The following is a 12,890-nucleotide window of genomic DNA, read 5'->3' as shown; positions in this document are numbered from 1 at the left end:
CGGTAAGTGTAACAGGCGCAGGTGGATTGGATTTGACTCCAGCTCCGGTTTATGCAAACAATACCAATGCAGGAACAGCCAATGCAAGTTATTCTTATGCTGAAAGTGCAAACCATTTGGCTTCATCAGACAGCGAAGACTTTACAATAGGCAAAGCAGCTTCAACAACTGTTGTAACTATCAACGGCGGACCATTCACTTATACAGGTTCGGCACAGACGCCAGCCACGGTAAGTGTAACAGGTGCAGGCGGATTGGATCTGACTCCAGATGCTACTTATGCAAACAACATTAATGCAGGTACAGCGAATGCAAGTTACTCTTATGCTGAAAGTGCCAACCACTTGGCTTCATCAGGCAGCGAAGACTTTACAATAGGCAAAGCAGCTTCAACAACTGTTGTAACGATCAACGGCGGACCATTCACTTATACAGGTTCGGCACAGACGCCAGCCACGGTAAGTGTAACAGGCGCAGGTGGATTGGATTTGACTCCAGCTCCGGTTTATGCAAACAATACCAATGCAGGAACAGCCAATGCAAGTTATTCTTATGCTGAAAGTGCAAACCATTTGGCTTCATCAGACAGCGAAGACTTTGCAATTGGCAAAGCCAACGCTGATATTTCAGTAACAGGTTATGATGATGTTTATGACGGACAGGCTCACGGAGCTTCAGGAACCGCTACAGGAATAGAAGGAGAGGCTTTAGCCGGACTTGATCTTGGTGCTAGCTTCACGAATGTTCCCGGAGGCACAGCCAACTGGACTTTCACTGATGAGACTGGTAACTATAATAATGATTCTGGTTCAGTTCAGATCGTCATTGGAAAAGCCAACGCTGATATTTCAGTAACAGGTTATGATGATGTTTATGACGGACAGGCTCACGGAGCTTCAGGAACCGCTACAGGAATAGAAGGAGAGGCTTTGGCCGGACTTGATCTTGGTGCTAGCTTCACGAATGTTCCCGGAGGCACAGCCAACTGGATTTTCACTGATGTAACCGGAAACTATAATAATGACTCAGGAACTGCAGCTATCGTAATTGGAAAAGCTAATGCACAAATTACAGTGACTCAATATGATATTACCTATGATGGAGAATCTCACACTTCAGCTTTCACAGCTGTTGGTGTTGAGTCGACTCCTGCAGATCTAACAGGATTAATGGATGTAAGCGAAACTACTCATACGAATGCTGATGACTATACTGGAGATGCCTGGAGTTTTGATGGAAACACAAACTATGAAGCTACAAGCGGTACAGTTGATAATTTGATTAAGAAGGCTCAACTTACCGTTACCGCAGTTGACAATTCAAAATTCTGCGGCCAAGTTAATCCAGAACTAAAAGTAGCTTATAGCGGTTTTGTAAATGGTGAGAATGAAGGTGTGCTGGAGATCAAACCAACCACTTCAACTACAGCAGTAGTAACAAGTACTGGAACTAGTTATGTTATCACAGCCGCCGGAGGAGAAGACAATAACTATAGCTTTGAATATATTGATGGTACTTTAACAGTAATCGGAGTAACTATCGACGCCAGTGCAAGCAGCAATCCTGTTCAATTGGGATCAACTGCCACACTTTCAGCGCAGGTGACCCCCGCAGTAGCAGGGGTAAGTGTAACATTTACATTATCAGAATATAATAATACCAATGCTGGCACTTTTGCACAGTCTTATACTACTACAACCGGAACCAATGGAATAGCTACAGTTACTGTGTCTGGCCTGCCATCCGACGTATACAAAGTAACGGCTGTGGCCGGAGGGGGATGTTCAAGTTCTGAAGCTTATTTACCAGTCTATGATCCAAACGGCGGATTTGTAACTGGAGGAGGTTGGATTTATTCTGTAGCCGGTAATATGGGTGCTCAATCACCTGCTGAAGGAAAGGCTAATTTTGGATTCAACGCCAAGTACAAGACAGGGAAAAACAATATGACTGAAGTGGATGGAAATACAAACTTCCAGTTCCAGGCAGGTGATCTTCACCTGAAGGGTCTGTCTCACGATGCTATGTCACTTGTTATTTCAGGAGCTAAAGCAACCTACCGAGGAGTTGGTACTGTTAATGGAACGGGTACTCATAAATTCCTGTTGATTGCCGTGGATGGTGATGTTTCCGGCGGTGGCGGAGTGGATAAGTTCCGAATTAAGATTTGGAAACACAATTCTTCAGAAGTTTTATATGATAACCAGTGGATATCTGACGAAAATTCTAATGACGCAACAGTTCTAGGTGGTGGCTCTATCGTGATACACAAACCAAAAGGCAATAACAAAACTGCTGAAGTTAATGAAAAACCAATCTTGGCAGTAAGCAGCGAGCCCTTGTTTGTTGAGATCCTTGAGAGTATGGCTGTTGCGCCTAACCCTGTGAGAACCGATGCCAAAGTGAGATTTAGCCTGCTTGAGGATGCTGCGGTAGTGCTTAGGGTTTATGACTTCAACGGCCGGGAGGTGGACAGGTTGTTCTCCGGAAACGTGAAAGCCAGTCAGCAATATGAAGTTGAATTCCTTCGTAAGAACCTAATGAGCGGGGTGTATATCCTGAAATTAAGTACAGACCGGGGAAATTCCTATGACAGGCAAATAATTATTGAATAACTAATTAACCAATCAAACTGCAAAAGCTCCGGAACCCGGAGCTTTTGCTATTTATAAGCCCGAAATAAAATCAAAATTGACTTATCCATAGCATGTATCCATCAATCTGAAAATGATCTCCGGTTTTCTCATATCTCATTGATTTGTATCAAGAAGATGGGAGTGGAGGCAGCAGGATTTGACGTTAGCAAGATGTCGTTTGGTTTTGAAAGAAAAATGAAGGTTTTAGATTTAAGTGTTTTATGAGCTTCAAGATTAAATTTTAATAATTAGCCAAAAACAAGCAATGTAGCTATAAAACCAAACCCATTTCCTTCTTACGCACAGCTCTTCTTACTCAAAAAACTTGGTGAAATTTCATCTTCTCCAATAATCTGGTTGGTTCTAAGGACCATTTGGGTTTTCCCGGTGACGGGATTCTTAAAAAGCGAATAACCCTCCCGGCAGTTTCTGTATCTGAAGCCAAAGGCTTTTAGCCCGGCTAGAAACCCCAGGTCATTGGTTTGTTCATAAATATAATGGGAACAGGTTGTTGAAAAGAGGCAGGAACCGCGTTGGGGAACGGGCACCCATTTCCAATACATCCTGATACATGACAGAAGCAATAGTTTCATATCCTATTTTTCTTAACAGATAAGATCCGGGATCAATCCTTACTTTTTTCCTAACAAAAAAGTGATTATTTACCGGTACTTTTTCTGTGGACATAAAGGTAAAACCGGGAGGGGGATTTTCCTTACGGATTTCCGTAAACGAGCGGGAAAGTGGGGTGGTAGCAAAAAAAGAGATTTTGGTATATTGGGAAAATCTTCGTCACACTTCGACCAGGTCTTTGAAATACAAAAAAACTTTTAAGCTTTGGGAACTACCGCTCAGTCTGACAGGCTTTTTAGGTTTTTTCGGAAAAGCCTTTTTACCAGAAAATGCACTCCCAGAGGGAAAGGTATTCCCATAAAAAAGGAAGGGAGACTTATGAGTAACAGGGAAACCACCATATTGCCCAAATTGAAAAACATATGCTTTCCAGTAACAGCCATGGCAATATCCGGCATACAACGGCAAAAGGAAAATCATGAACGGTACAATTTTGCGTATGTCTGTAAGTGATAATTTTAATCCTGAAGACAACCAACTTCCATGTCCGGATGGGAGTAATATCGCGCTTACCATAGAAGCCAGCGAATAAACAGTATGACTCAAATAAAGGACAAACCGGTTGGCCAGCACTATTTCCGCGAACATATAACGCCTTCCCTGCCAGGAAAATTATCTTCTGTAACTTATATGCCGATAGTAAATTCTTCTTTGATGATTATATCACTGCACTTTAAGGTTGACGTATTCTAGGTATATTTTACATTTTTAGCTTGCTAAGATCTGCCTTAAAAAATTCATAATGGGGCCAGCTTAAAATGCCCAGATACACGGCATCCTTAAATCTAAGGGCGATTGAAGCATCGGGATAAATGAAATAAGTGTAGTAAAGGTCATTTACAGGATCCAGGATAATCCATTCATTTGCAGTCGGATCATACCTAAAGGCAGTTTCATCTGGATTACCTGTTAATACGGTTCCAAAATATACATAGGCCTTTCCGTCTAATTCAAAAAATGAGGTGTAGGTCCGGGCACCCGGAAAATCTGCCATGCGGTCCCAGGTATTTGAAGCAGGGTAGTACCTCCAGAAATCATTATTTCCGGTATGTGATGCACCGTTGCCCACGTAAGCTTTATCTCCAATAATAAAAGATGAAACATCTGATCTTGAACCTTGTAGAGGGAAATCTGCCATTTGTTTCCATTCATCTGTATCAGGATTATAGCTCCAAAAATGTGACAATGGCGCCACATCTTCATATCCGGTGGCGTGCATAAATCTGCCAAATCCAAGATATATATTATTGTGAATGGAAAACACCGCAGAGGCGCCGCGGGCCACACCCGGATAATCTTTTTTTAGGCTGAAGGATTTGGTTTGTAGGGAAAATTCATAAAAGTTCTTTTCTTCAGCAGAAAAATAGAAGAAGATCCTTCCGCTCTGTTTATTATAGACGATGGCCATATCTTCCTGCTGTATCGCTGTGCGGGGATATGTGACATAGAAGTTAGACCAGCTTTCTTTATCAGGATCAAGCACATGCACTTTAAACCTTGAGTTCTCATCTTCTCTTTCAAAAGTATAACCCAAATTATTGTGAACAAAATATTGTGATCCCCTTGAATTAATGTTGGCCGTAAGCTTGTTTTTGAACAGCCAAACATCCTTAAGCTTTACTTCTCCCTCGAATGCCACAATGTAATCCATAAGTTCTATTCTAAGCTTTGGGCTCCGGTTTTCGTAGGGTCCAATTGGAACCCTTACGATGAGCTTTGTGCTGGAAGCCTCAAGCACTTCCGCAAGGTTTTCACCGAAGAAGACCTCGTTTTCCGCTTTTTCCTTACTAAAATCTTCACCTGCAATTTCAATAGTTTCATAGGCTCTGATATTCCCGGGAATGGAATTTATAACCGGTTTTTGTATTTTTACTGTACCTGAAAAAGTTGTTTCCTGGAGCTGACTCAAAAGCTTTACCGCATTGGTAGAGACTGCAAGACTAGTAGGGAGCACAAAGGTTATGGCTTGCCTGGAGGAACTAAGGATTATTGTTTCTTTTTCACCCACCAGGACTTTGTTCCGGGAATTCTCAAAGTCAAAATAATCACCATGTATAGTTAGAGTATCCCCCAGCCCTGCAGTATTCTCAGATAGACTGGTTATGGTAGGTGTAAAAAGAGCAAAGTCATTATAGGTTGCGGTTTTTCCATAGACATCTACCTTTACAACAGGATCATATCGCTGTATGTTCGCCGGTACCAGACAATTTATAATACTGTCATTAGATCTTATAACCGAGGCACGATGGCCATCAAAATGAACAGATATATAATGGCTGTTTTCTGTGAAATATTTTCCGCTTATCCTTACCGTATCCTGCAGAAGGCCTTTCTCAATAATGGATATCTCAAGCAATTTACTTCCCAGGGAAACAAAAGATTTAATATCACTATATAAGATCCTCGTTTCAGAATGTTTGATATAAGCACGGACGTAATATTGGGTATTATAGATAAGATTTCCGGTTGTTGCAAAATATATTTCGTTTCCGGCAATGGTTCCCTGAAGATCTATAGAGCCGGACGGGTTGGGTGCTTCTGTCGTGGAGATTAAAAAGCCGCTTTCAGAAGTCCCAATAGATGCACCTCCGGTATATTTTGCTTTTAATTTCACCCCGCCCTCCTCCGGCACTTCTACAGCAGTAATCTCCAGTTTTTCATTTGGCGTGTTGGAAACTTCCCCTTCAGGTTCACAGGCAAAGGATAATAACAATAATGGTAGCAGTAAAAATTTACAATTTTTCAACTTAGTTAAAATTTGAAAGTTCGGTTCTTAGTATCGCCTGGTCATACCTGAAAAAGGGGGTTCCATCAGGCCCGTAATCATTGAGATACACCACAAAATAAACATAATTGTCATGGATGAACATTGTCTCATGCCCATAAGGGTAACCTTTTATTTTAAGGTCTTCTCTTTTTGTCCATAGGTTGGACGGTATATCAAACTCCCAAAAATTGCTACGCAAATAATCATAATAAAAACCACTGGTACCGTTTTGTACATCTACAGTATTGCCAGACGGGTTCTGGACATCACTTTTGCGGGTCCAGGTCTCATTGGGAGAAAATTCCCAGAAATCATATGCCTGCTCGTGACCATTCCCTATATATACCGTATTACCATTCTTAAAGAGGCTTGTGCCAAACCGGGGCCAGGTATCGTGAACATCCGGCATGGAGGTAATCTCTGTCCAGGAGTTTGCACCTTCACTGTATCTCCAGAATTTTTTGTTGGAGACTTGAGAAGGATTACTGGTATAGCCGAGTCCTAAATAAAAATTGCCATTTGCAAAGAACCCGGTGGCGATTTGCAGAAAATCACGAGCTGCAAAATCTTTTAGCTGTAAAAGCTCACCGGTTTTAATATTGAATTTATAAAAATTATTTTCTGCCTGGTTAATATAGAGATAGACAATATTGGAGCCTTGGAGGGGAAAGAATTGCAATACCTCAGCATCTTTCAAATTTTCCGGTGGTATGGGAAGATCTATCTCCTCCCAGTTATCTGTTTCAGGCGTGTACCTGTACAATACATCATTCCTTATTTGATGATTTTCATATTGGCGGTAGACGTTCAAATAGTAAGCGTTATTAGCCCAAAAGCCCCAGTCTGTAACTTCGCCTACCCCATTGAAATTTGAGATATCACTACTTCTTTTGAATCCGTACATATACCAGGTGCTGGTGAGGTTAAGATCAACATCCAGAGTGACCTCTTTTTCGAAAAGGCTAATTTTTAAATTATTAATATAACGAGACTTATAAGGTCCCATAGGAATTTTTATCACCAGGGAGTCGCGGTAGGCCTCCAAAACTTCTGCCCGGTTACCTTGAAAGTAAATATGATTAAGATTGGGTTGATAGGGATAAAAATAGGAACCATAAATAGTTACTTGCTCACCAATTTCCACATCCTTTTTTGAAACACTGTCCAATTGCGGAGCGGCAACCTGTAATCCACCAAGTTTTGTAACTTCCTGTAACTGGGCCTTCACCAGTACATCATATTGATATTTTTGCACTTGCCAGGGAAGAGTAAAAACTATGGAATCCTTACTGTGCTGCGAAACTTCGATATCTATTTCATCGAGGAATAAAATATTATTCTTGTTACTTGGAGAATTAGTAAGATGTTTCCCGTAAAGAACCACTGTTTCTCTAAATCCAAAAGACCCGGGTATGGAATCTATTACAGGGGCATAAAGTTCGAATGGGTTGTGAAGGACCACTTCTTCACCTAAATTATTTTTGAATTGTAGCTCGAAATCAAATGGATCGTAGTCTCCAAATGGGATTCTGAACTTTAAAAATGTATCGTTAACAAATACAGGAGCCGAGAGTAAGGATGACATCTCTGCTAAAATTTGCACCCTGTATGGTAATGGTATCCCCAATATCATTTTTTGGAGGAGAAACATTATTTACCGAAAAGGAATAATTGGCTTCAGGCCCAGTAGGTGGAGGCTGTGCGGTTGTTGGAGGTTCCACTTGTGGCGGTGCCTCGATTTCAGGTTCACAAGAAAATAGTATAAGGCTTACTAATGCCAGAGGAAATACTTTGTTCATTGGATAAATAGCTTGCTTTTGCAGTAGGGATGCAGAGTTAAAAGCATAAAATTAACATTTGTTTTTGATTTTATTATGAAAAATACAATTTTCATAAAAAAAATTCTCTTTCAAATTATTTTAGGATTTTTAAGGAATTAATTAGTTATTGAATGGTCTAAATATAGCACAACTGAACATCCAATCATTAAACCAACAATTTCGTGAAAAATAATAAAAACAGGTGGTTAATCGCCTTGTCTGCTATTTGTATCCACCTCTCCATTGGTGCTGCATACGCCTATAGTGTTTACACCATGCCGCTGGTAAATACTCTTGGCTGGACTATCTCTTCTGTCACCATAGCCTTTACGGTAATGATGACCCTTGGCGGGGCATCGGCTGCAGTTTTTGGAAGGTTTGTTGAAAGAAGCGGGCCAACGAAATCGGCTATGATAGCGGCCGTACTGTTTGGTCTGGGTCAGGCAGGTTCGGGTTTGGCAGTGTCTATTGATTCCCTGCCAATGTTCATTCTCTCCTATGGACTTCTAAGCGGAATAGGATTGGGTATTGGTTATATCGCGCCGGTATCTACCCTGGTAAAGTGGTTTCCGGACCGCCGCGGACTGGCAACAGGGATGGCGGTACTGGGCTTTGGTGCCGGAGCCCTAATTACGGCTCCCTTGGCAGCGTCCCTTATGGAATCTGTTGGAATATCAACCACATTCTATATTCTGGGAAGTTGTTACTTTCTTTTCATGTCCCTTGGGGCTGTGTATATAGCACCACCTCCAAAAGACTGGCTCCCGGAAGGTATGAAGGAAAAGGCTACTTTGAGCACCAGAATGGTATTACGGGATCTCTCCTCCCTTACAGCAAAAAAAGCGGTGTTGACAAAACACTTCTGGATGCTTTGGACCATTATGTTGATCAATACCAGTGCGGGGATCATGATGATCTCTGTCGCTTCCCCCATGGCACAAACCATTGGCGGATTAACTGCCGCAAGTGCTGCCGTGATGGTAGGGCTTATGGGGATCTTTAACGGTGCCGGCAGGATAGGCTGGGCAGCAGCATCAGATTATCTTTCCCGACCCGTTGTCTATATTATATTTTTTGTAATACAACTGGTAGCATTTATTTCCCTCCCCAATATTTCCAGTGCCCTGCTTTTTCAAATACTCATCTTCCTGGTGGTAAGCTGTTATGGTGGTGGATTCTCAAATCTCCCGGCCTTTATAGCTGATCTTTTTGGAACCAGGGAACTTGGAGCTATACACGGCTATCTTTTAACAACCTGGTCCCTGGGAGGGCTCATAGGGCCCACCCTTGTCTCCCAGATATATGCCTTTACAGGAAGCTATGTTCCCGTCTTTTACCTTTTCATTGTACTCATTTCAATTGCTTTGGTAATTTCTTTTTTGCTGAAAAAGGACGTGCGACGAATACAGAAAGAACAGCGAAAGTCGGAAGTTGGAGCAGTAGAATAAGAGGAGAAGTGGGCGATGCATTTTCGCTTCCGCTTTCCCGGTAAATACAATTTATTATACGGGATGCCAGAAGTGAATTTCTTTCGGGCCGTACTGCCCGTACCGTTCCGGCGGACGGACTTTCCCCGATGTTCATGATTGATTTGCCGATTATGTAAGTTTTGCTGTAACCGACCTCCTGTGCCTTTGGGAGGTTGCGCTATATTAGGATTTAAGAAAGTTGGTTGGTTCCTTTTTTTCCACCTCGGGAAACATCAAAATTTATCGAAAGAATCGATCCTTATGTTGAATCCATTTTTTGGCATTTTAACATGTGTACCAGGATACCAAGATCCCGCACTTCCATTTTGTTTCTGGATAGCTTTATGGAACCATTGTGCTTAAGGCGCTGTAAATGGCTGTTTACTACCGCCCTTGTAGATCCTAACAGGTGTGCTATTTCCTTATCTGGTAAATCATGAATGTATTCCAAATCCCGGGAATCTTGGTTCACATTTTTTATAAGTAATTTCAAAAGTCGGGTGGAGATGTCGTTAAAGGTCATTTCGAAAAGGGAATTTTCCAACAGCCTCAATTGTTTACCTGCATATGGCAATAGGTTTACATACTCATTAGGGTTTTTATGAAGCCAATTTCTTAAATTTTCCATGGGTGCAGCAAGTACAGTGACGTCATCAAGGCTTTCATAATAAATGGTATGTGCCCTGCTATCAAGAAGACAGAATATATCGAAAAAGTCGCATTTGCTTAGCAAGAAAAGTGTAAGTTCTTTTCCTGAAAATGGATCTACCTGATACATTTTCACCCTTCCCGAAAGTACTATGTAAAATTTTAAAGATAACTTTTCCGGGTTCAGGATGCAGGTGTTTTTTGGCCACTTTTCTTCCTTGAAGAGTCCCAGAAAAGTATTGGAGGTTTCTTTATCAAGGGACTTCAGTAAATCGCATTCACTTAATATCTCACGATATTTATAGTTTAAAATTGATTCCCTTGTCATAGCCCGATCCTTTAGTATCAATATTTTCAACTTTGAACTTCTGGTTTAGAAGTTTAAAGCAACCCTAATTAAGGAATAACAAATCGATTATAAAACTGTTATAGGACGGAGGACTAATAATTTTGTCCGGTTGCCTTAATTTCTTTACCCTAAAAATAGCGGTTGAGCCAAATAGTTATCTTTTTAAAACCCCTGGCGGTTTCTAAGATGAGGTTCTTCAAATTCTCTTGAATATTATAATGTTCAGAAATCCACAAGACATTGAATAACAGGTATTTAGTTGTATATTTAAATTTCAATTTTTATTGTAAACACCCTTGATTACAGGAAAAAATATCATTTTAGCGCTTTTCTTTGTAGTGCTTTTTAGCTCATCCGGCAATGGGCAGATCTTCGATTTCAGTAAACCTGATCCTTACAAAAAGGTATTTGTAGAAACCGATGATTTTGATGTTTCCTATTTGCAGATTCTGGAAGATGCTTTGGATAAAATTGAAACAGATACCTTAAAATTTACTGTTTTAAATGATCTGGCCTATTACTGGCATACAAGAAACCTGACCACAGCCTTAGGTTTTACCGAAAAAGGTTTGAAACTCACTAATGAGAAGAACAATGGTCTCTGGCACGGGAGATTTCAAATTACCCAGGGTGCAATTTTATTAAGACAGGAAAAACTGGATACTGCGGAGGTAATCCTGCTGGAGGCTGCCAAAAAAGTTGAAGAAACCGATTTTGCTTTCCTTAATACCCAGTTGGGCTATGTGTATGAACGCCGGGGACAACTGGGACGAGCAGCAGATTATGCCCTGAAAACTTTCCGATTAGGAGAAAAACTAAATGACAAAAAAGCACTTGGAATTGCCTATAGCGATCTTAGCAACCTGTTTTGGAAGCAGGGTAAATATGAGGAAGGTTTGGAATATGGCTTAAAGTCACTTTCTTTCTTTGAAGAACTTGGATTGAACGATCTTGATTACGATTTCACACTTTATATCGTTGGCAACAATTACTTAAGCCTTAAACAGTATGATAAAGCTATGGAATACTATGAACGTTCTATAGAGATTGGGGAACACTATGGTTTTTATAATAATTTAAGCGATGTTTATATTTCCCTTGTAGATCTTTATGCGTTTTTGAATCAACTAAACAAAGCCGAAGAGGCCGGAAAGAACGCTATAAAATACGCCTATCTTCTGGATAACGCTTTTATGCTGATGCGTTCTTATCTTTCTGTTGGGGAGCTGCAAAGTGACAACGGAAACTATCCGGGCGCCATAGAAAATATTCAAAAATCAATCGAGGTAGCTACTCCAAATTTTGGAGACGGATTTTTTCTAAGTAAAGCCTATAATAGCCTGGGGAAAGCTTATGCTAAGAATGAGCAGTATCAAGAGGCTTATAAAGCATTTTCTGAATATGATTCCCTGAATAGAATTGTCTTCACCGCGGAAGCAGATCAACGAATCTCCCGGCTTCAAACCGAGTTTGAAGTTGCCCAAAAAGAGAATACAATACAACTTCAGGAAACAAAACTGCTACAACAAAAAACGAGTCAGAATCTTATTAGCCTAATTGCAAGCTTGTTGTTACTGTTTTTATTGGTGTTATTTATTAGTTTCAGGAATAACAGGAAGAAAAATAAGCGTTTGAGGAAACAAAATAAAGAAAAGGAGTTTTTACTGAAGGAAATCCATCATAGAGTTAAAAACAATCTCGAAGTGGTTTCCAGTCTTTTGGCACTTCAAACCGCTCAAGTTAAAGATCCCAATGTAGTGAGTGCCATGAAAGAGAGCCAAAACAGGGTGTATTCTATGAGTATTATTCACCAGCGGTTATACCAAAGCAACCATCTTTCCACCATTGAGATGAAGGACTATTTTTTCAATCTTGGCACTCACATTTTGGATTCTTTTGGGGAAGAGGAACGCATTAAAATCAACTATAAAATGGCGGAACTGCATCTGGACGTAGACACCGCCGTGCCTTTAGGATTAATAGTGAACGAACTACTAACCAATAGCCTTAAATACGCGTTTCCAAATGAAAGGCAAGGGGTTATCACTATTGATTTAAGCCGGAAATCTGCTGAAAATATTCAATTATTAGTAAAGGATAACGGCATTGGACAAACCAGGGATGGACCCATAAAAGGCACGGGCTTTGGCAAAAAACTTATTGAACTGCTTACCAAGCAGCTGGATGGGACTAGGCAGGTTATTCACACCCCTGGAACACAGTATTTATTTGAATTTAAAGTGCATAAGGCTGTATGATGTGCTGTAAAATATCATTTACATCGCTAATAATAATTGTTTCCATTTTCAAGTTGAATTCAAATGTTCTTATTTGGGAAGCAACATCGTCGTGCAGGTTTTTCAAATAGGCAACCTCTCTGGTGTTTTGTTTTTTTGGTCGTTCCAATTGTTAATACTCAACGCAATTAAAATCCCAACAATCACGAGGATGATTTCGCCAATTGCGTATTTGAGATATTTGGTGGTTTTGCCTTGCTCTATGAGTTTTTTGCGGATGTTTCGGAAGAATTTAATCATAGTTTACTTTCAATTTTAAGTATAAAATGGT

The 12,890-nt window shown here is 40.5% G+C and carries 10 protein-coding genes; 3 read left to right on the top strand and 7 right to left on the bottom strand.

Annotation, left to right across the window (positions count from 1 at the left end):
* Nucleotides 1-2,615: MBG domain-containing protein (locus GILLI_RS03830; RefSeq protein ID WP_006987811.1), on the top strand; the 2,615-nt coding region annotated here is incomplete at its 5' end.
* Between the two features lie 317 nt (nt 2,616-2,932).
* On the opposite strand, the gene yidD is transcribed toward GILLI_RS03830, so the two are convergent.
* The 4 genes from yidD to GILLI_RS03805 all read right to left on the bottom strand — a co-directional run bounded on the left by yidD (nt 2,933) and on the right by GILLI_RS03805 (nt 7,835).
* Nucleotides 2,933-3,229, bottom strand: a complete 297-nt coding sequence (yidD, locus tag GILLI_RS17930) for a membrane protein insertion efficiency factor YidD (RefSeq protein WP_006987810.1) — start codon at nt 3,227-3,229, stop codon at nt 2,933-2,935.
* Between the two features lie 740 nt (nt 3,230-3,969).
* Nucleotides 3,970-6,015: an IPT/TIG domain-containing protein gene (locus tag GILLI_RS03815; RefSeq protein ID WP_006987808.1), complete on the bottom strand. Its 2,046-nt coding sequence runs from the start codon at nt 6,013-6,015 to the stop codon at nt 3,970-3,972.
* A gap of 1 nt (nt 6,016) precedes the next feature.
* Complete coding sequence (locus GILLI_RS03810) at nt 6,017-7,621, bottom strand: Kelch repeat-containing protein (RefSeq protein WP_040506386.1); 1,605 nt, start codon at nt 7,619-7,621, stop codon at nt 6,017-6,019.
* Nucleotides 7,587-7,835, bottom strand: a complete 249-nt coding sequence (locus GILLI_RS03805) for an IPT/TIG domain-containing protein (protein ID WP_040506385.1) — start codon at nt 7,833-7,835, stop codon at nt 7,587-7,589. The genes GILLI_RS03810 and GILLI_RS03805 overlap by 35 nt, the downstream gene beginning before the upstream one ends.
* Before the next feature lie 203 nt (nt 7,836-8,038).
* Between GILLI_RS03805 and GILLI_RS03800 the strand changes: the two genes are divergently transcribed.
* On the top strand, nt 8,039-9,304 hold the full coding sequence (locus tag GILLI_RS03800; protein ID WP_006987806.1) for an L-lactate MFS transporter: 1,266 nt from the start codon (nt 8,039-8,041) through the stop codon (nt 9,302-9,304).
* Between the two features lie 280 nt (nt 9,305-9,584).
* Here the strand turns inward: GILLI_RS03800 and GILLI_RS03795 are convergent, their stop codons facing one another.
* Entirely contained in the window at nt 9,585-10,301 is a 717-nt protein-coding gene (locus GILLI_RS03795) for a Crp/Fnr family transcriptional regulator (RefSeq protein ID WP_006987805.1), read from the bottom strand.
* Nucleotides 10,302-10,618: 317 nt separating this feature from the next.
* Between GILLI_RS03795 and GILLI_RS03790 the strand changes: the two genes are divergently transcribed.
* The gene (locus GILLI_RS03790) at nt 10,619-12,580 is read left to right on the top strand and encodes a tetratricopeptide repeat-containing sensor histidine kinase (RefSeq protein ID WP_006987804.1); all 1,962 of its coding nucleotides are present in this window, start codon (nt 10,619-10,621) and stop codon (nt 12,578-12,580) included.
* Here the strand turns inward: GILLI_RS03790 and GILLI_RS18290 are convergent.
* On the bottom strand, nt 12,558-12,728 hold the full coding sequence (locus tag GILLI_RS18290) for a hypothetical protein (protein WP_156798637.1): 171 nt from the start codon (nt 12,726-12,728) through the stop codon (nt 12,558-12,560). The genes GILLI_RS03790 and GILLI_RS18290 overlap by 23 nt on opposite strands.
* Complete coding sequence (locus GILLI_RS18760; protein WP_245545595.1) at nt 12,683-12,859, bottom strand: DUF6090 family protein; 177 nt, start codon at nt 12,857-12,859, stop codon at nt 12,683-12,685. Before GILLI_RS18760 ends, GILLI_RS18290 begins: the two co-directional genes overlap by 46 nt.
* Between the last annotated feature and the right edge of the window lie 31 nt (nt 12,860-12,890).

Origin of the sequence: Gillisia limnaea DSM 15749 (assembly GCF_000243235.1) — a bacterium.
Taxonomy (GTDB): Bacteria; Bacteroidota; Bacteroidia; order Flavobacteriales; family Flavobacteriaceae; genus Gillisia; species Gillisia limnaea.
The sequence above is the reverse complement of the archived record's forward strand: the minus strand, read 5'-3'. Positions and strand labels throughout refer to the sequence as shown.